Here is a 20568-nt window from a genome sequence, read left to right as displayed (position 1 = left end):
GTCGTGCGTCACCCGCGGCCGGAAGGTGCCGTCGGCGGTGTCGCGTGGGCGTGAACGCGATGCCCTCACGCCCACGCGGCGCCGCTAGGCCGGGTGCCAGTCCGGCCGGCGGCCGCTGAGGCCGATCACGCGGTCCAGCAGGGGTGCGTCGTCGGCGACCGCGACGACGGGGCCGAAGAACCCCTCGCCGGAGGAGTCGTCGGATGGAGTCAACAGGGCCTCGGAGACTCGCAGTTCCTTCTCGCTCACCTCGTACTTCTGGTCGGTCGCCCGTGCCAGGTCCCAGCCGTGGATCAGCAGCTCGTCGAGTGCGATCCGGCCCATGACGGCGGCCGGCAGATCGATTCCGCCCGCCTGCGTGTTCCCCTCCCAGGCGTCCGGCTCCCGCCAGGCGGCGGCCAGTTCGGCCAGGGCCTTCGGCAGGGCGGTCCGCCAGTCGTCCGCCAGCACCGGAAGGGACGAGCCGGGCGGTGTGCCGGTCGTCGGGCCGAACTGCTTGCGGGCCGCGTCGCGGAAGGCGACGCTGAGCCCGGCGAGGTGGGCGAGCAGTTCCCGTACCGCGTACTCGGGGCAGGGCGTCGGGTCGCCGAGCCGCTCGTCGGCGATGCCCTCCGCGAGCCGGGCGACGCGGTCCGGGGCCGCGCCGAGATCGATCGGTTCCATGGGTGAGATGTTGTCCATGCAGGGCAGACCGTCGGGCCGTCCGAAACTCATCGCTCCGCGCCCGGCCCCCTGCCGCGCTGCGTCCCGGCGAGCTGTGCTCCACGCACTGCGTTCCGCCGGTGGACCAGGCCCCTTGCGCAGTCGCCCGCGGCGACGGAGGGATCCAGGGCGGCCGACGGCAGTGGTCGAGTGCACCAAGGTAACGGATGCGTGGAAAAACTTGAAGAGATCATGAAAATATTGCACGCGCCTTGATGGGCTGGGTGCGCGCCGACGCCCTCGCAGGCGGATGTGGAGTCCAGCGGGGCCTTGATTGTCGAGCAATTACGAAATCGGCGCGATATCTTGCGTTCACTTGTTGGCGGTGGTTGAGTGTGCCGCGCCCCACACCGCAGTCGCCGGCTCCGGTGGGGCGACCTCCACGTTCTTGCCCGAAGGGGACCACTCGATGAGAACTGCCAGGCTCCGCCGTACCCGCCGTACCCACCGCGCCAGCGCGGTCGCCCTCGTCTCCGCGATGACGCTGACCGCGCTCGCCGCCTGCGGCACGAGCAGCAGCGACGGCGGCGGCGGTGCTTCGCAGCAGAGCGGCTCACCCGACGCCTCCGCCCCGCTGGACCCGAAGACCAAGGTGTCGATCACGATCGACTGCATGCCGCCCGCGGCGAAGGCGGCCGAGCTGAAGGAGTGGAACGAGGACGTCGCCGCGTTCAACAAGACGTACCCGAACGTCACCATCGAGGGTCGTTCCACTCCCGGGCAGTGCCTGGAGCCGCCGCGGTTCACCGCGATGCTCAAGGCCAAGTCGCAGCCGGACGTCTTCTACACCTACTTCACCGACCTGCCGCAGGTCCTCTCCGAGGACGGCGCCACCGACATCAGCGCGTACGTCAGCGACAAGACGGTCCCGGGGCTGAAGGACATCGACCCGAACGTCCTCGGCACGCTCAAGAAGGACGGCAAGCTGTACGGCCTGCCCACGAGCAACTACACGATGGGCCTGCTGATCAACCGCAAGCTCTTCAAGGACGCCGGGCTCGACCCCGACACCCCGCCGCGGACCTGGGACGAGGTCCGCGCCGCCGCGAAGAAGATCGCGGGCCTGGGCGAGGGCGTCTCCGGGTTCGGTGAGTACAGCGCCGGGAACACCGGCGGCTGGCACTTCACCGCCCAGCTGTACAGCCTCGGCGGCGACATCGTCGACGCGAGCGGCAAGAAGGCCGCCTTCAACAACGACCTCGGCAAGCAGGTCGCGAAGAACCTCCACGCGATGCGCTGGGAGGACGACAGCATGGGCAAGACCCAGCTGCTGAAGTGGGGCGACCTCCAGAAGCAGATCGCCACCGACAAGCTCGGCATGTTCCTCGCCGCTCCCGACGACATCACGTACATGGTCCAGCAGCTGGGCGCGAAGTACGAGAACTTCGGCATGGGCCCGATCCCCGGCGGCAAGAACACGCTCGCGGGCGGCAACGGCTACATGATCAAGAAGGGCATATCGCCCGACAAGATCAAGGCCGCCATCGCCTGGCTCGACTTCAAGTTCACCACCGTCGGCGAGGGCCAGTTCGACTGGGCCCGCACCAAGGCCGACAGCCTGCCGGTCGGTCTTCCGCAGCCGAACTTCTGGCTGAACGACTCCAAGGCCAAGGACGACGCCTCCCGTACCCAGAACGCCACCATGCCGGTCGCCAACTTCAAGGCGTTCACGGACAATCCCGTCCCCGGCAAGGCCGAGCCGCCGAAGGCCCAGGAGGTCTACAAGGTGCTCGACAACGTGATGTCCGGCCTCCTCACCAACAAGGACGCCGACGTCGACAAGCTCCTGTCGACCGCGGAGACGCAGGTCGACCAGGTCCTGGCCGACCAGTGACGGAACCGGGCGGGGCGGGCGTCAGCCACCGGCCGTCCCGCCCGGCACTCCCCACCCGCCAGCGGACACGGCAGTCCCGTACCAAGGAGCACGCATGTCGGCCCCGAGCCTGACCCCGACCAAGGCGGGGCCTTCCCGCCACCCCGAGCCCCGCCCAGAGGGGCCCGCGGCCCCCGGCGGCGCTTTCGCCAAGAGCCTGCGGCGCAACCTGACGGCCCACTCGTTCCTCATCGGCGCCGTCCTCTGCTTCGCCGTCTTCTCCTGGTATCCGATGGTCAGGGAATTCCTCCTGGCCTTCCAGAAGACCGAGAGCGGCGAGTCCGTCTGGGTCGGACTGGACAACTTCCGCACCGTCTTCAACGACCCGGCCTTCTGGCAGGCCTGGGGCAACACCCTCTGGTACACCGCCCTCGCCCTGGTCCTCGGCTTCGCCGTGCCCTTCGTCCTGGCGATCACGATCAACGAGTTCCGGCACGGCAAGAGCTACCTGCGGCTCCTGGTCTACCTGCCCGTGATGTTGCCGCCGGTCGCGGCGGTCCTGCTCTTCCAGTACCTGTACGACCCGGGCTACGGCCTCCTCAACGAACTGCTCGGCCTCCTCCACCTGCCCGAACAGCAGTGGCTCCAGGACGCGGACATCGCGATGTTCTCCCTCGTCATCGCCTCGACCTGGATGAACATGGGCGGCGCCACCCTGATCTACCTCGCCGCGCTCCAGGGCATTCCCGGAGAGCTGTACGAGGCGGCCGAGCTCGACGGCGCCGGCCTGTTCCGCAAGATCTGGCACGTGACGATCCCGCAGACGCGCCTGATCCTCTCGCTGATGCTGCTGATGCAGATCATCGCGACCATGCAGGTCTTCGTCGAACCGTTCCTGCTCACCGGCGGCGCCGGACCGGAGGGGTCCACGACCACGGTCGTCTACCTCATCTACCAATACGCCTTCAACTTCAACAACTACGGCGCCGCGGCGGCCCTCGGCCTGCTCCTGCTCGTACTGCTCGCCGGCTTCTCGGCGGCGTACGTCAAGCTCAGCCGCGCCGAGGACGAGTAGGACCGGGAGACCAGCATGTCCACACGTACGCTCATCTCACCGGCCGTACTCGGCAAGCGCCGCGGCAAGCGCCTGTACTGGAGCGCCTTCGCCCTCGTCACCGGTGGCTTCACCTTGGTGTTCCTCGGACCTCTGTACTGGCTGATCTCCAGCGGATTCAAGGACACCCAGGAGGTCGTCCGGACCCCGCCGACCCTGGTGCCGGAGAGCTTCACCCCCGAGAATTACAGCCGCGCCTGGGAGGTCATGGACCTGTCCTCGCTGCTGTTCAACACCTTCTACTACGCCTTCGGCGCCCTCGCCTTCCAGCTGATCCTCGATGTGGCGGCGGCGTACTCGCTGTCCAAGCTGCGCCCGGTGCTCGGCAAGGCGATCCTCGGCCTGATGCTCGCCACCCTGATGATCCCGGCGACGGTCCTCGTCGTCCCCCAGTACCTGACCGTTCTGGACGTCCCGATCGTCGAGCGGAACCTGCTGAACACCCCGTGGGCGATCTGGCTGCCGTCCGTCACCAACGCCTTCAACATCTTCCTGCTGAAGCGGTTCTTCGACTCCATCCCGAAGGAACTCCTCGACGCCGCTTCCATGGACGGCGCGAGCCCGCTGCGGATCCTGTGGTCGATCGTCCTGCCGATCTCGCGGCCGATCCTCGGCGTGGTGTCGATCTTCGCGGTCGTCGGCGTCTGGAAGGACTTCCTCTGGCCGATGCTCACCCTGCCCGACCCGGCGAAGCAGACCCTCAACGTGGGCATCTACTCGCTCGCCAACGGGGTCCCGGTGAACGTCCTCATCGCCGCCCTCACCATCGCCTCCCTCCCGACACTGATCGTCTTCCTCGTCTTCCAGCGCAACATCATGGGCGGCCTCACCGCCGGCAGCCTCAAGGGCTGACGCCGCGCACCGCCTCTGTCCTCCCCTCCCCGAAGCCCTCGCCGTCGTCCCGGGCCCATCCCGTCCCCGCTCCTCCGGGACGGCGGCGAGGAACCCCCTGCCTGCCTACCCGCCGACCTGCCTACCCGCCTGCCCACTGACCCTGCCTACCCACCCACCTGCCTACCCGCCGACCCTGCCCGAAAGGACCGTTCCGTGGCAGCCTCCACTCCGTCCCGCACCGCCGACTGGTGGCGCGACGCCGTCATCTACCAGGTCTACCCCCGCAGCTTCGCCGACGGCGACGGCGACGGCACCGGGGACCTCGCGGGCGTCCGGGCGAGACTGCCCCACCTCGCCGAACTCGGCGTCGACGCCGTCTGGTTCACCCCCTGGTACGCCTCCCCGATGGTCGACGGCGGCTACGACGTCGCCGACTACCGGGCCATCGACCCCGCCTTCGGCACCCTCGACGACGCCGAGAAGCTGATCGCCGAGGCCACCGAACTCGGCCTCCGCGTCATCGTCGACATCGTCCCCAACCACGTCTCCGACCAGCACGCCTGGTTCCAGGAGGCCCTCGCCGCCGGACCCGGCAGCCCCGCCCGCGCACGCTTCCACTTCCGCCCCGGCCGGGGCGAGCACGGCGAACTCCCGCCCAACGAATGGCCCTCCCAGTTCTCCGGCTGCACCTGGACCCGCGTCCCCGACGGCGAGTGGTACCTCCACCTCTTCACCCCCGAACAGCCCGACCTCGACTGGTCCCACCCCGACGTCCGCCGCGAACACGAGGACGTGCTGCGCTTCTGGTTCGAACGCGGCGTCGCCGGCGTCCGCATCGACTCCGCCGCCCTGCTCACCAAGGACCCCGGGCTCCGCGACTTCACCGAGGGCGTCGACCCCCACCCGTACATCGACCTCGACGAGATCCACGACGTCTACCGCGCCTGGCGGGCCATCGCCGACGAGTACGGCGCCGTCTTCGTCGGCGAGGTGTGGCTCCCCGACGCCGAGCGCTTCGCCCGCTATCTGCGCCCCGACGAGCTCCACACCGCCTTCAACTTCAACTTCCTCGCCTGCCCCTGGGAGCCGGAGCGGCTGCGCCGCACCATCGACGACACCCTCGCCGAACACGCCCCCGTCCACGCCCCCGCCACCTGGGTCCTCTGCAACCACGACGTCACCCGCACCGTCACCCGTTACGGCCGCGCCGACACCGCCTTCGCCTTCGCGACCAAGACCTTCGGCACCCCCACCGACCTGGAGCTCGGCACCCGCCGCGCCCGCGCCGCCGCCCTCCTCACCCTCGCCCTGCCCGGCTCCGTCTACCTCTACCAGGGGGAGGAACTGGGCCTGCCCGAGGTCGACGTCCCGCGCGACCGCATCCAGGACCCCATGCACTTCCGCTCCGAAGGCACCGACCCGGGCCGCGACGGCTGCCGGGTGCCGCTCCCCTGGGAGGCCGACGCACCGTCCTACGGCTTCGGCACCCCGCCCGGTACGGCCGCCTGGCTGCCGCAGCCCGGCGACTGGGCCCCCTACGCGGTCGACCGGCAGAGCACCGACCCCGACTCCATGCTCACCCTCTACCGCACGGCCCTCGCCCTGCGCCGCTCCGAACCCGGCTTCGGCGACGGGCCGTTCACCTGGCTCCCGGCCCCCGAAGGCGTCCTCGCCTTCACCCGCCACCAGGGCCCGGTCTGCGTCGTCAACCTCTCCGACGGACCCGTGGAGCTCCCCGCCCATTCCACGCTTCTGCTCACCAGCGGCCCCCTCGACCCCGCCGGCACCCTCCCGCCGGACACCGCCGCCTGGCTGCGCGCCTGAGTCCAGGGCCGTCGCCAGGGCGGCCCCGCACGTGGAGGCCGTCGCCCGGTTCCCTTGCGTCGGAAAGTCCGCCGGGATTGGCAAACTGACGCAATTCTCTTGCGTGATTTGCGCTAGACTTGCGTGTATGACGCGACGACTTGCTCAGGTGGCGAAGAAGGTGGGGGTCAGCGAGGCGACGGTGAGCCGTGTCCTCAACGGCAAGCCCGGGGTTTCGGAGGCGACCCGGCAGTCCGTGCTGACGGCGCTCGACGTGCTCGGCTACGAACGGCCGACACAGCTGCGCGGTGAGCGGGCCCGGCTCGTCGGCCTCGTCCTTCCGGAGCTCCAGAACCCGATCTTCCCGGCGTTCGCCGAGGTCATCGGCGGCGCGCTCGCGCAGCAGGGGCTCACCCCGGTCCTCTGCACGCAGACGAAGGGCGGTGTCTCCGAGGCCGACTACGTGGAACTGCTGCTTCAGCAGCAGGTTTCCGGTGTCGTGTTCGCCGGTGGGCTCTTCGCACAGGCCGATGCCCCGCACGACCACTACTTCCGGCTGGCCGAGCGCAGCATCCCGGTCGTCCTGGTCAATGCGTCGATCGAAGGGCTCGACTTCCCCTGCGTCTCCTGTGACGACGCCGTGGCCATCGAACAGGCCTGGCGTCACCTCGCCTCCCTGGGCCACGAGAAGATCGGGCTCGTGCTCGGCCCCGGGGATCACGTGCCGTCCCGCCGCAAGCTGGAGGCCGCCCGCGTGGCCGCCGCGGCCGCCGGCATGGAGTGGGACGACGCGTTCGTGGAGCGGTCGGTCTTCTCGCTGGAGGGTGGGCAGGCCGCCGCCGCGCGCCTCCTGGCGCGCGGAGTCACCGGCATCGCCTGTGGCAGCGACCCGCTGGCGCTGGGCGCGATCAGGGCCGCCCGACGGCGCGGCCTGTCGGTCCCGTCGGATGTGTCGGTCGTCGGTTTCGACGACTCCGCCTTCATGACCTGCACGGAGCCGCCGCTGTCGACGGTGCGCCAGCCCATCGAGGCCATGGGGCGCGCCGCCGTGGACCTGCTGATCGCGCAGATCCAGGGCACCCAGCACCACCTCGGGGAGCTGCTCTTCGAGCCCGAGCTCGTCGTCCGCGGCTCGACGGCCCCGCCGTCCGCCCGCTGATCCTGGGGGCTCATTCCGACAACTGAACAGCCATCACCTGACGGCACCGGTATCTCCGCCCCGAGCGGCTCTGATACCGGTGCCGTCGGCGTTTCCGAAAGATGCCGGCTGTCTGCGAGTGGACGAGACCCGTTGACAAAGTCGTCATCCAGTAGAAACCTTGCGGGCTGACAGCGCAAATGAGCCACAGAGTTACTCAAGAACATGGCTGGCTGTCTTTCGATCCTTGTCGGAGTCATGTCGGGCTCCCGGCGCGTGACCTGTCGAACTCCTCCGAGCTCCCTTGCGCGTCCGTAGGCCAGGGCTGCTCCGGACGGCGACAGGTCACGGGCCTGCCCACATCGTGGAGAGGTCACCATGAGAGGCACACATCCGAGCAGGCGGCTGGGGGTCGGTCTGCTGACAGCGGGCCTGATCTCCGTAGGGCTGCTCCCCGTCCCCGCCCAGGCCGCAGGCGAGACCAACCTCGCCCTCGGCAGAGCGGCGACGGCCGGCGGCGCGAACGGCGGCTACCCGGCCTCCAACGTCACCGACGGAAGCCAGCAGTCGTACTGGGAAGGCCCGTTGGGCTCGTTCCCGCAGTGGGTGCAGGTGGACCTGGGCACCCAGGTCGACCTCGACCGCCTCGCGCTCAAGCTGCCCACCGGCTGGGAGGCGCGCAATCAGTCCCTCGCCGTCCTCGGCAGCGCCGACGGCAGCACGTTCAGCACCATCACCGCCGCCCAGGCCCGGTCGTTCGCCCCGTCCGCCGCGAACACGGTGAACATCGACCTGCCGTCGGCCACGGCCCGCTTCGTACGGATCCAGGTGGCCTCCAACACGGCCTGGAACGCCGCGCAGCTCTCCGAGCTGGAGGTCTACGGGGAGGCCGGGGGCGGCGACCCGGGCGACCCGCCACCGGTCACCGGCACGAACCTGGCGCGGAACAAGCCGATCGAGGCGACGTCCACGACGCAGAACTACGTGGCCGGCAACGCCAATGACGACAGCACCTCCACCTACTGGGAGTCGGCGGGCTTCCCCAGCGGACTCACCGTCAAGCTCGGCTCGGACGCCGACATCGAGGCCGTCGTCGTCAAGCTCAACCCGGACTCCGCCTGGGGCCCCCGGAACCAGTCCCTGGAGATTCTCGGCCGCGCCTCGGCGGCCACGGGCTTCACCACCCTCAAGGCGCGCGCCGACTACGCCTTCAGCCCGTCGGCAGGCCAGAACACCGTCACCGTCCCCGTGACCGGCCGTGTGTCCGACCTGCGACTGACCGGCTTCTCCAACACCGGCTCACCCGGTGTCCAGGTGGCGGAGATCCAGGTGCTCGGCAAGGCGGCGCCCGCCCCGGACTTCGTCGTCAACGAGCTCACCTGGGAACCGGCGACCCCGTCCGAAGCCGACGACGTGACCGCCAAGGTCACCGTACGCAACGCCGGCACCGCCCCGGCCCCGGCGACCACCGTGAACGTCAGCGCCGAGGGCACCGTCGCCGGCTCCGCCCCGGTACCCGCGCTCGCCGCGGGCCAGTCGACGACCGTGAACGTGTCCATGGGCAAGCGCCCGATGGGCTCGTACACCGTCTCGGCGGCCGTCGACCCGACCGACACGGTGCCCGAGCTCGACAACGGCAACAACAGCCGTACCGCTACGGACAAGCTGACCGTCACTCAGACCCCCGGCCCGGACCTGACGGTCACGGGCATCACCCCGAACCCGGCCACGCCCGCGGTCGGGGCGCCCGTCTCCTTCACGGTTGCCGTCAAGAACCGCGGTACGTCCGCCGTCCCGGCCGGCAGCGTCACGCGGCTCACGGTGGGCTCGACCACCCTGTCCGGCACGACCCCGGCCATCGCCGCGGGCGACACCGCCACCGTCGCCCTGACCGGTACGTGGACGGCCACCGACGGCGGCGTCACGCTGACCGCGACCGCCGACGCCACCGGCACCGTCACCGAGACGAACGAGGACAACAACGTCTTCGGCCGGTCCCTCGTCGTGGGGCGCGGCGCCGCCGTCCCGTACACGGAATACGAGGCGGAGGACGCGGCCTACCGCGGCTCGCTCCTGTCCACCGACTCCACCCGCCCGTTCGGCCACACCAACTTCGCCACCGAATCCTCGGGACGCGAGTCGGTACGCCTGAACACCACGGGCGACTACGTGGAGTTCACCTCCACCGACGCCGCGAACTCCGTCGTCGTACGGAACTCGATTCCGGACGCCCCGGGCGGCGGTGGCCAGGAGGCCACGCTGAGCCTGTACGCGAACGGGCAGTTCGTGCGGAAGGTGACCCTCTCCTCCAAGCACAGCTGGCTCTACGGCACCACCGACCAGCCGGAGGGGCTCACCAACACCCCGGGCGGTGACGCGCGGCGTCTCTTCGACGAGTCCCACGCCCTGCTGACCCAGTCCTACCCGGCCGGCACGAAGTTCCGCCTCCAGCGCGACGCGGGCGACACCGCCGCCTTCTACATCGTCGACCTGATCGACCTGGAGCAGGTCGCCCCGCCGGCCGCGAAGCCCGCGGAGTGCGTCTCGATCACCCAGTACGGGGCGGTGCCCAACGACGGCATCGACGACACCGACGCCATCCAGCGCGCCGTCACCGCCGACCAGAAGGGCGAGATCCCCTGCGTGTGGATCCCGGCGGGCCAGTGGCGCCAGGAGCGGAAGATCCTCACCGACGACCCGCTGAACCGGGGCACCCACAACCAGGTCGGCATCCGGGACGTCACCATCCGCGGCGCCGGCATGTGGCACTCCCAGCTCTACACGCTGACCCCGCCGCACCTCGCCAACGGGATCAACCACCCGCACGAGGGCAACTTCGGCTTCGACATCGACGACAACACCAAGATCTCGGACATCGCCATCTTCGGCTCCGGCACCATCCGGGGCGGCGACGGCAACGCCGAGGGCGGCGTCGGGCTCAACGGACGCTTCGGCAAGAACACCAAGATCGGCAACGTCTGGATCGAGCACGCCAACGTCGCCGCCTGGGTCGGCCGCGACTACTCCGACATCCCCGAACTGTGGGGTCCGGGTGACGGCCTGGAGTTCAGCGGCATGCGGATCCGCAACACCTACGCCGACGGCGTCAACTTCTCCAACGGCACCCGCAACTCCACCGTCTACAACTCGTCCTTCCGCAACACCGGCGACGACGCCCTCGCGGTGTGGGCCAACAAGTACGTGAAGGACACCTCGGTGGACGTCGGCCACGACAACCACTTCCGCAACAACACCGTCCAGCTCCCGTGGCGTGCCAACGGCATCGCGGTCTACGGCGGTTACGGCAACACCATCGAGAACAACGTCGTCTCCGACACCATGAACTACCCGGGGATCATGCTCGCCACCGACCACGACCCGATCCCCTTCTCCGGACAGACGCTGATCGCCAACAACGCCCTGTACCGCACGGGCGGAGCCTTCTGGAACGAGGACCAGGAGTTCGGCGCCATCACCCTCTTCGCCCAGGGGCCCGACATCCCGGGCGTCACCATCCGGGACACCGACATCCACGAGTCGACGTACGACGGCATCCAGTTCAAGACCGGCGGCGGCGCCATGCCGAACGTCAAGGTCACGAACGTGCGCATCGACAAGTCGCTCAACGGCTGCGGAATCCTCGCGATGGGCGGCGCGCGCGGCAGCGCCACGCTGACGAACGTCACCGTCACGAACTCGGCCAAGGGCGACGTCTGCTCGCAGCCCGGCACGCAGTTCGTCTTCGACCAGGGCTGACGCCCCGACACCGGTGGGGACGCCCGGCTCCGCATCCGGGCGTCCCCACCGCACCCCCGCCATCCACGAAGCGAGGAACGATGAGAACCCCCACCTGGCGAACACGGTGCCTGAGCGCCGCGATCGCGACGAGCCTGCTGGCACTGGGCGGCCCCCTGATGGCCGCCCACGCGGCCGGCGGACCCAACATCGCGCTCGGTGACACCGCCTCCTCCAGCAGCGCCCAGTCCGGCTACTCCGCCGGCACCATCACCGACGGAAACCAGGGCTCGTACTGGGAGAGCGCCGGAACCTCCCTGCCCCAGTGGGTGCAGGCCGACCTCGGCACGGCGACCCGCGTCGACGAGGTGGTGCTGAAGCTGCCTGCCGGCTGGGAGGCCCGGAACCAGACCCTGTCCATCCAGGGCAGCGCCGACGGCACCAGCTTCACCACCCTGAAGAGTTCCGCCACCTACACCTTCAGCCCTGGCTCGGCCAACACGGTCACCGTCGCCTTCCCGGCCACGCAGACCCGTTTCGTCCGCGTCGACATCACCGCGAACACGAGCTGGCAGGCGGCGCAGCTCTCCGAACTGGAGGTGCACGCCGCCGAGGGCTCCTCGGCCAACCTCGCCGCCGGCAAGACCCTCACCGCCGGCAGCCACGCCGACGTGTACGCCGCACCCAACGCCAACGACGGCAACCGGGCCAGCTACTGGGAGAGCGCCAACAACGCCCTGCCGCAGTGGCTCCAGGCCGACCTCGGCGCCGCCGTGGCCGTCAACCGGGTCGTCCTCAAACTGCCCGCCGGCTGGGGGGCCCGCAGCCAGACCCTGAAGATCCAGGGCAGCACCGACGGCACCGCGTTCACCGACCTCTCGGCTTCCCGGGCCTACGCCTTCGACGCGGGCAACGACAACACCGCGACGATCACCCTGGACTCCACCACCACCCGCTACGTGCGCGTCCTGGTGACCGCGAACACCGTCCAGCCCGCCGCCCAGATATCCGAGCTGGAGATCTACGGACCGGCCACCGGCGACACCCAGGCCCCGACCGCCCCCGCGAACCTGGCCTACACCCAGCCCGCCACCGGGCAGGTCAGGCTCGCCTGGAACGCCTCGACCGACAACGAGGGCGTCACGGCGTACGACATCTACGCGAACAACGTCCTGCTCACCACCGTCGCCGGCGACGTCACGACCTTCACCGACAACCGGCCGGCGGACCAGACGGTCTCGTACCGGGTCCGCGCGAAGGACGCGGCCGGCAACCAGTCCGGTGACAGCAACACCGTCACCCGCGTCGGCGACGGCGGCGACACCCAGGCCCCGACCGCCCCCGCGAACCTGGGATTCACCGAACCCGTCAGCGGGCAGGTCAAACTCGCCTGGAACGCCTCGTCCGACAACAAGGGCGTCACGGCCTACGACGTCTACGCGAACAACGTCCTGCGCGGCAGTGTGGCGGGCGCCGTCACCACATACACCGACACCCAGCCCGCGAGCGCCACCGTCACGTACCACGTGGTGGCCAAGGACGCGGCGGGCAACACCTCCGTCACCTCCAACCGCGTCACCCGCAACGGAAGCGGCGGGAACGGATCCGACCTCGCCGTCGGCAAGTCCGTCGAGGCGTCCTCGACCACGGGGAACTTCGCCGCGGGCAACGCCAACGACAACGACACCGCCACCTACTGGGAGGGCGCGGGCGGCACCTACCCGCAGACCCTCACCGTCAAGCTCGGCGCCAACGCCGATCTCGACAAGCTCGTGCTCAAGCTCGACCCGGCCCAGGTGTGGCAGGCCCGCACCCAGACCATCGAGGTCCTCGGCCGCGAGCAGAGCGCCACCGGCTTCACCGGCAGGGTCGCGGCCAAGAGCTACTCCTTCGACCCCGCGAGCGGCAACACCGTCACCATCCCGCTGACCGAGCGGCTGGCGGACGTCCGGCTCAGGTTCACCGCCAACTCCGGGGCTCCGGCGGGCCAGATCGCCGAGTTCCAGGTCGTCGGGGTGCCCGCGCCCAACCCGGACCTCACCGTCACCGGACTGTCCACGGCGCCCGCCTCGCCCGACGAGGACGACGAGATCACCGTCTCCGCCGTCGTGCGCAACGACGGAACGGCCGCCGCGGCCGCGAGCAAGGTCGCCGTCCGTCTCGGCGGCACGAAGGTCGCGACCGGGCAGGCCCCGGCCCTGGCCCCCGGTGCGCAGGCCACCGTCCCCGTCTCCATCGGCGTGCGCGCATCGGGCTCGTACGAGCTCGGCGCGGTCGCGGACGAGGCGAACGAGGTCCTGGAGCAGAACGAGACCGACAACACCTACACCCGGCCCACCGCCCTCGTGGTCAAGCCGGTCGCGAGCGCGGACCTCGTCGCCACCTCGGTGACGACCGTCCCGTCGAGCCCGACCGCCGGAGACGCCGTGACGTTCAAGGTCGCGGTGAGGAACCAGGGCACCGATTCGACCACGGGCGGCGGCCACGGCGTCACGCTGGAGCTGGTCGACGCGCGGGGCGGCGTCGTCAAGACGCTGACCGGGGCCCACAGCGGAGCGCTGGCAGCCGGAGCCTCCACCGAGGTGAGCCTCGGCACGTGGACCGCCGTGAACGGCTCGTACACCGTCAGGACCGTCCTCGCCGCCGACGCGAACGAGCTGCCGGTCAAGCGCGCGAACAACACGCAGACGCAGCCGCTGTTCGTCGGACGCGGCGCCGACATGCCGTACACGACGTACGAGGCGGAGGACGGCACCGCCGGTGGCGGAGCCGCCGTCGTCGGCCCCAACCGGACCGTGGGCGACATCGCCGGTGAGGCGTCCGGCCGCAAGGCCGTCACCCTGGACTCGACCGGCGAGTACGTCGAGTTCACCACCCGCGCCGCCACCAACACCCTCGTCACCCGCTTCTCCATCCCGGACGCCCCGGGCGGCGGCGGCATCGACACCACCGTCGACGTCTACGTGGACGGCGTGTTCAAGAAGGCCCTGCCGCTCACCTCGAAGTACTCCTGGCTGTACGGCGCCGAGGCCGGTCCCGGCAACGACCCGGGCGCCGGTGCCCCGCGCCACATCTACGACGAGGCGCACCTGATGTTCGGCGAGACCATTCCCGCCGGCAGCAGGATCAGGCTGCAGAAGGACGCCGCGAACTCCGCCGCCCACTACGCGATCGACTTCGTCAACCTGGAGCAGGTCGCACCGGTCGCCAACCCGGACCCGGCCACGTACACGGTGCCGGCCGGTTTCACGCACCAGGACGTGCAGAACGCGCTCGACAAGGTCCGCATGGACACCACCGGCAAGCTCGTCGGCGTCTACCTGCCGCCCGGTGACTACCAGACCTCCAGCAAGTTCCAGGTCTACGGCAAGGCGGTCAAGGTCGTCGGCGCCGGCCCCTGGTACACGAAGTTCCACGCGCCCACCACGCAGGACAACACCGACATAGGCTTCCGCGCCGAGGCCACGGCGAACGGCTCGCTCTTCAAGGGCTTCGCCTACTTCGGCAACTACGTCACCCGTATCGACGGCCCGGGCAAGGTCTTCGACTTCCAGAACGTCGCCGACATCGTCATCGACGACATCTGGAACGAGCACATGGTCTGCCTGTACTGGGGCACCAACACCGACCGGATCACGATCAAGAACTCCCGGATCCGGAACATGTTCGCCGACGGCGTCAACATGACCAACGGGTCCACGGACAACCTGGTGGCCAACAACGACGCCCGGGCCACCGGTGACGACAGCTTCGCGCTCTTCTCGGCGATCGACGCCGGCGGCGCGGACATGAGGAACAACGTCTACGAGAACCTGACCACCACGCTCACCTGGCGTGCCGCGGGTGTCGCGGTGTACGGCGGCTACGACAACACCTTCCGCAACATCCACATCGCCGACACCCTCGTCTACTCCGGCATCACGATCTCGTCGCTGGACTTCGGCTACCCGATGAACGGCTTCGGGACCATCCCGACGAAGTTCGAGAACATCTCGATCGTCCGCTCCGGCGGCCACTTCTGGGGCAACCAGGCCTTCCCCGGCATCTGGCTCTTCTCCGCCTCGAAGGTCTTCCAGGGAATCCGGGTCAGCCACGTGGACATCGTGGACCCCACGTACAGCGGGATCATGTTCCAGACGAAGTACACCGGTTCGCAGCCCGAGAACCCCGTGAAGGACACCGTCTTCACCGACATCTCCATCACCGGCGCGAAGCGGAGCGGTGACGCCTGGGACGCCAAGTCCGGCATCGGCATCTGGGCCAACGAGATGCCCGAGCCCGGCCAGGGCCCGCCCGTCGGCGAGGCGACGTTCAACTGCCTGCGCATGCAGGACAACGTCGAGAACATCCGGAACACCACCAACTTCAAGATCACCGTCAACCCCTGCTGAAGAACACCGGCGCCCACCGCATCAAGCGGTGGGCGCCGGCTCGTACTCGTAGGGACACCACAGCACCTGGAGCAGATCGGCCTGTCCCGGAGGCCGCAGCAGGGGTACGTCGCGCAGGTACAACTGGGACACGGGCAGCATGGGGTTCGGCACCTGAGGCCACTCGTCGAGCACATCGACCTCCGCCCCGACCTCCTCCCACGTCCCGTCGTGCGAGGTGTCGCAGCGGTGAGGTGCTGTGGCCAGCGTCAATCCGTCCTGCCCCCGTCCTGCCGGGTGCGGACTGCCACGCCGACCACCCGGTAGGGGGCCGTGCGCCACGGCGGCGACCAGCCCGGCTCGGGGGCGTCGGTGACGGGTGCCGGGTGGACGGTGAGTTGCCGGGAGTCGCGGGCGTCGCCGTACCGCAGGGTGAGGACGTGAGCGCCGGCCGGCGGCCGGGCGAACCGGACGCGCGGCCCTGTGCCGACGGGCTCTCCATCGAGCAGCCAGCTGAGCGACTCGGGATCGCCGTCCCCGCCGAGCCGGCCGTCCAGGCCCAGCCAGCCGTCGTCGAACATCTCCAGCCCCGTGGAGGGCGCGTCGATCAACGGGGCCGGGGCACGCGCGGGGACACGGACCAGCTCGCCGAGCGTGGTGACCGTACGGACACCGTCGCTGTAGTCGACGGACAGTCGGTAGTCCCGCCCCCCGGCCAGCTCGCCGAGGTCCAGGGGGATCACCGGGCGTTCGCCCGCACCGACGTCGACGACCGCCCCGGTCGGTACGGGCGGATACCGGCCCCCTGACTGCCAGCGGGCTACGAGGTGGGCGCCGGGCGGGGATGGGGGTCCGTCGATGTGGACCAGGGCTTCGGTGGCCCGCTGCTCGACGCGGATCCCGACAGGCGCCGCGGGGACGGGCCGGCGGAACACCTCGCGACGACCGTCCAGGACGGTGACAGCAGCCGCCGACTCGGGCAGGTCGATCACCGCTTCGAGGCGCCGGTACGGCTCTCCGGGGCAGACCGGTACGGTCATCACGGCCGCCCCCACGCGCGCGACGGCCCGGTCGGCCGCGTCGAGCGCCACGACGCTCCACCCCGAGTCGACCCCAGCGGAGCGGATCGCGTCAGGCGGTGCGCTGCCCCACCAGCCGGGGGTGAACCCGTCCTCCGCGTCGACGGTTCCGGTGACGTGCACGGGTACGGGGTCCATGTCCGTTCTCCGTTCCCCTTCGACTCAGCTGGGCCCGAGGTTCTTGAACACCCGGCGCCACCGCTCCGGGCTGGGCCAGGTCGGCTCCGGACAGTAACTGCGCATCATGATGTCGGTGGCGTCGCGCACGTCCTGATCGCCGTACGCGTCCCAGCCGACGACGCGTACCTTCCCCGAGTCGGGGAAGAGCGCGGGGTCGTCCTCGCCCGGGCTGTTGGCCAGATTGCACAGCCGCAGGTGGTTCTGGCTGAAGAGGTGGCCGATCTCGTGGGCGGTGGTGAGAGCGGTGGCATCGGTGGCGCCCGTCCACTGCCCGGGAGCGTAGCCACCGACCCCGGCCGGTCCGATCACCAGCCAGATCTCCTCACGCCATTGCGGGGTTTCGGTCCCGCCACGCAGGGCTCGCAGATCCTCGATGAGTTGGCCGCCGGCCGTATTGGCCTCGCCGGGGATCCGGAAGAGCTGCGGGTCCGGGATGGGGAGCATCGCCGCGGCGGCGCGCAGGACCTCCTCGCACACGGCGTTCGTCGGAGCAGGCTGACCTGGCACGTCGTGTGGCCGATACCGGATCCTGATGCGCCGTCGGGCATGGAACTTCACCACCGTGCTCGCCGTGGACGTCCAGACCCGGCCTGCGGAGTTCCACGCCCGCAGGGTCACTTCGAGGGCGACGTCTCCCACGCAGAGGTCGGGCGGGAGGACGAAGTTGAACGTCTCCGGGCGGCCGCCCGCCGTGACCCACTGGTCGAACTCGGCGATCGAGGCGAACGGGCGCTTGGAGGTGAGCTGGAGCTTCGTCGGTGCCTGCAGTTCGCCGGTGGTCTTGCTGGGCCGCAGCACGATGCTGGACTGCCCGACCCCGAGCGGCCCGGTCACTTCCAGCTCGGCCTCTGCGGTCATCGACTCGCCGATGGGAAGCTGCCGGATCGCCGTCCACCACTCGACCCGGACGACCGTGCGCTTCTGCCCCACCAGCGGGATCGACGGCCCGGAGCCGGGGTTCAGCAGCTCGCCGCCGCTGAAGGGGATGACGTCGACGTTCCCGCCGGGCAGTGACTGCAGCACGGTGAGGGCCGGCGACCGGAGCGGCGGTCCGGTGATCATCATGGTGAGGGTTGCTTGTACGGTGCCGCACCCCGCGTTACTCGCCTCCAGCGTGATGCCGGCGACGGTGGGTCGGCTGGACGCGGTGAGCGGCAGGTAGCCGTCCGTGCCGACCGTGGCGGGGGTCGGCTGGCCGGCGGCGGCGAGCATCGAGGTGGCTCCTCCGGTGGCCCGGAGCGTGACGGTGTCCGCGTTGACCGTCTGCCATCTGAGGGTGAACGCTTGACTGGTGGTGAGGTGGAGCTGGTCGCCGCTCCACATCTCCTGAGGGCCGAAGGGGATGAGCTCGGCCTCCAGGTGTGGGACCCCGGCCGCGTACGTGTTGGCCGCGCCGGCCGGCGGCGTCTCGGACCAGAGGCCCCAGATCTGTGTGTGCGCGGAGGGCGCGTAGCCGGGGCAGCCGGCTTGGTGCATCTTCTGGGCGACGCGTTTGTTGCGGTCCTTCACGGCGTCGTCGTAGGCGCGGATCCAGGCCACGTTCGCGAACGCCACGCTACCGCTGACGGAGTCGGCGCCGAGCTTTACGGTGACGGCGGTGTCCGACCAGCTGATGACCTGCACCGCCCCGTACCTGACCGCGAGGTCCTCGTGGTCCCAGCGGGCGGCGACCACACCCACCCCGGGCGGGGCGGCCGTTCCGAATCCGTGGCCGTGGATGACCAGGGTCGCCCCTGCACCGCACGGGTCGGTGACCTCGACCGCCTCGATGCCGGTCGTCCAGATGACGGGGCCGTCCGGTACGGGCAGCGGGAAGTTGTACTCCTCGAACTCCATCAGGTTGTCCAGCAGCTTCACGCACTTGGCCGCCGTGCCCGCTCCGCTACGGGTGGCAATGCCGCCTCCGCCGCCGAGGAGGGCGCGATCCGCCAGATAGCCGGCGCTTTGGAGTCCGGCTTCGGCTGCGAGTGCGGCGAGCGTCAGCCCGAGCACGAGCGAGGTGCCGTCCCGGCCGGCGAGGCGGGCGGCTGCGACGTTCAGGGCGTTCAGTCCGGCGTGGTCGATGAGTGTGGGAAGGCCGCGCCGGTACGGGTCCGCCTGCGCCGGGCCGGACGGACCGGGGTCACGGGTCGGCAACGGCACGGCCGCGGTGAGGTCCCGTACGGCCTCCCGGAAGGCGTCAGCACCGCCCGTGGCGCCGCCGTCCGCCGCGTGTGCCAGTGCGGCGAGCCTGTCCAGCATCCGATGGGGGGCCAACCGTGCGTCGGACGGCAGAGTCGCGGGGCTGATGGCCAGGCGCGCAGCAGACGCCCAGTTCACGGGCCAGGTCTGGTTCGCATGGGTTTCGCGCATGTCGGCAGCCTCCAGAAGCGCCGCGATCGCATCCCGCTTCCAGGCTCTCACCGGTCTGGCGGCGAGGCATCTCGGCGGTCCGGGCGGGGTGGGGGACAACGCGGTTGACTCGGTGCGGCCATCGGCTCAGCCCGAGGCGGGCGCGGGCACGGAAGATCCCGGACTTGCTCGGAAGCTGCCACGAGCTCCACAACTTGGCCGACCACCAGCCACCTCATCACTGTCGCTGTTGCGGGGCATCGGTTCCGGCGCGGTGGTGGGACCGAGCGGTGGTCCGTACTTCCTCGGTGATGTCGTTGAACGCCGAACTCCGGCGTACCCACACCGAGCTGTCGGACCACCTGGCGTGGGCAGGGGCGATTCTCCAACGGCTGACCCTGGAGAACCACCAGCTCCGCCAAGAGCTCGACGTCGCCGCCAACAACGGACAGTCTCAAGCCACCGACACAACGCGTTCGGCAAGCACGAGACGAACATGGGCCCGTACGAGGGGCCCCCACTTCCCCGGTGTCTCGGGGCATGAGCCGGCGTACGTGGCGAGCCGTCACTTCTCGCTCATGATGCTGAACGAGGTGATTGCCGACCTGGTCAATGCGCACGCCCGCCTGGACATCTCCCGCGGAGAGAGAAGGGGAAGCGGTGGCAGGCGTCCCGCAAGGACGGCTTTCACGTCCTCAGGCCCGCTGCTGCTGCCCCAGCCGCCGCTCGTGGCAACGGGCGCTCCTCGTCGTGCCTGATCCCGTGGGCCTTGGCGTACTCGTCCAGGTCATCGATCACGAACAGATGGCTCGACCGGTCTCCGGGCCAGACGGCGAAGAGGCGCGACGTGCCGGCGAGTGCTCGCTCGTAGGCGGCGCGGTCGTTTCCGTGTGTCACCGTGCCGTCCTCGTGGACCTCGATGTAGCACGTCGTACGTGCGGTGTAGGGGAAGCCCTTCCCTGCTGGTGAGAGGGGTGACGGCTCACTCCCCAGGGCAGCGCATTCTCCCCAGATTCTCCCCAGGGCGCCGAATCGACTCTCCAAGCGTGTTTGTAATTGTGCATTTGATCGGCGTTTCCGGGTCTCTCGTCTACAGCCAGTCGCGCCGCTTGAAGATGAAGTACAGGCTCGTGCACACCGCCGCCATCAGCAGGATCGCGAACGGGTAGCCGAAGGCCCAGTCCAGTTCCGGCATCGCGTCGAAGTTCATGCCGTAGATCGTTCCCACCAACGTCGGTGCAAACAAAATGGCCGCCCAGGAGGAGATCTTCTTGAAGTCGTCACCCTCACCCCGCTGACCTGCGGAAATCGCCCGAACAGACGGTCCGACCTGCAACGATCAGCCTTTCCGCCTCTTTCACCGTGCTGCCAGTTTGTACGGCCGACCCTCCCCAGCCGCTCCCCAACGGGCCTTCATTCTCCCCAGATTCTCCCCAGCCGCTGCTGCCCGGGAGGACGGGGCGCCGCTG

General features: G+C 69.8%; 12 protein-coding genes and 1 pseudogene. 7 read left to right on the top strand and 6 right to left on the bottom strand.

Annotation, left to right across the window (positions count from 1 at the left end; translation table 11 throughout):
- Positions 1 to 84: 84 nt before the first annotated feature.
- Positions 85 to 663 (bottom strand): TIGR03086 family metal-binding protein, encoded by a 579-nt coding sequence (locus tag ACIBG6_RS31070; protein ID WP_399226021.1) that lies wholly within the window; start codon positions 661 to 663, stop codon positions 85 to 87.
- A gap of 448 nt (positions 664 to 1111) precedes the next feature.
- On the opposite strand from ACIBG6_RS31070, the gene ACIBG6_RS31065 reads away from it, so the two are divergent.
- The 7 genes from ACIBG6_RS31065 (at position 1112) to ACIBG6_RS31035 (ending at position 15530) form a co-directional block, all read left to right on the top strand.
- A complete protein-coding gene (locus ACIBG6_RS31065; RefSeq protein ID WP_399226020.1) occupies positions 1112 to 2536 on the top strand; it encodes an extracellular solute-binding protein in 1425 nt (474 codons plus the stop codon).
- Positions 2537 to 2630: 94 nt separating this feature from the next.
- Positions 2631 to 3590, top strand: a complete 960-nt coding sequence (locus tag ACIBG6_RS31060; protein ID WP_399226019.1) for a carbohydrate ABC transporter permease — start codon at positions 2631 to 2633, stop codon at positions 3588 to 3590.
- A 15-nt stretch (positions 3591 to 3605) separates the two neighbouring features.
- Entirely contained in the window at positions 3606 to 4481 is an 876-nt protein-coding gene (locus ACIBG6_RS31055) for a carbohydrate ABC transporter permease (RefSeq protein WP_399226018.1), read from the top strand.
- Positions 4482 to 4676: 195 nt separating this feature from the next.
- Positions 4677 to 6287 carry a glycoside hydrolase family 13 protein gene (locus ACIBG6_RS31050; protein ID WP_399226017.1) on the top strand — a complete coding sequence of 537 codons (1611 nt, stop codon included), beginning with the start codon at positions 4677 to 4679 and terminating at the stop codon, positions 6285 to 6287.
- A gap of 127 nt (positions 6288 to 6414) precedes the next feature.
- The gene (locus tag ACIBG6_RS31045) at positions 6415 to 7425 is read left to right on the top strand and encodes a LacI family DNA-binding transcriptional regulator (protein WP_399226016.1); all 1011 of its coding nucleotides are present in this window, start codon (positions 6415 to 6417) and stop codon (positions 7423 to 7425) included.
- A 357-nt stretch (positions 7426 to 7782) separates the two neighbouring features.
- Entirely contained in the window at positions 7783 to 11160 is a 3378-nt protein-coding gene (locus ACIBG6_RS31040) for a CARDB domain-containing protein (protein WP_399226015.1), read from the top strand.
- Positions 11161 to 11240: 80 nt separating this feature from the next.
- Positions 11241 to 15530: a discoidin domain-containing protein gene (locus tag ACIBG6_RS31035; RefSeq protein WP_399226014.1), complete on the top strand. Its 4290-nt coding sequence runs from the start codon at positions 11241 to 11243 to the stop codon at positions 15528 to 15530.
- A 21-nt stretch (positions 15531 to 15551) separates the two neighbouring features.
- Here the strand turns inward: ACIBG6_RS31035 and ACIBG6_RS31030 are convergent, their stop codons facing one another.
- The 5 genes and pseudogenes from ACIBG6_RS31030 to ACIBG6_RS31010 form a co-directional block, all read right to left on the bottom strand.
- Entirely contained in the window at positions 15552 to 15782 is a 231-nt protein-coding gene (locus ACIBG6_RS31030; RefSeq protein WP_399226013.1) for a hypothetical protein, read from the bottom strand.
- Complete coding sequence (locus ACIBG6_RS31025) at positions 15779 to 16726, bottom strand: hypothetical protein (RefSeq protein WP_399226011.1); 948 nt, start codon at positions 16724 to 16726, stop codon at positions 15779 to 15781. Before ACIBG6_RS31025 ends, ACIBG6_RS31030 begins: the two co-directional genes overlap by 4 nt.
- A 24-nt stretch (positions 16727 to 16750) precedes the next feature.
- Positions 16751 to 19120: a hypothetical protein gene (locus tag ACIBG6_RS31020; protein WP_399226010.1), complete on the bottom strand. Its 2370-nt coding sequence runs from the start codon at positions 19118 to 19120 to the stop codon at positions 16751 to 16753.
- 666 nt (positions 19121 to 19786) lie between these two features.
- Positions 19787 to 19996, bottom strand: a complete 210-nt coding sequence (locus tag ACIBG6_RS31015; protein WP_399226009.1) for a hypothetical protein — start codon at positions 19994 to 19996, stop codon at positions 19787 to 19789.
- Positions 19997 to 20189: 193 nt separating this feature from the next.
- Positions 20190 to 20375 (bottom strand): annotated as a pseudogene (locus tag ACIBG6_RS31010) (Loki-CTERM sorting domain-containing protein); the annotation flags it as partial.
- Between the last annotated feature and the right edge of the window lie 193 nt (positions 20376 to 20568).

It is taken from the genome of Streptomyces sp. NPDC050842 (genome assembly GCF_044456565.1).
Classification (GTDB): domain Bacteria; phylum Actinomycetota; class Actinomycetes; order Streptomycetales; family Streptomycetaceae; genus Streptomyces.
The sequence above is the reverse complement of the archived record's forward strand: the minus strand, read 5'-3'. Positions and strand labels throughout refer to the sequence as shown.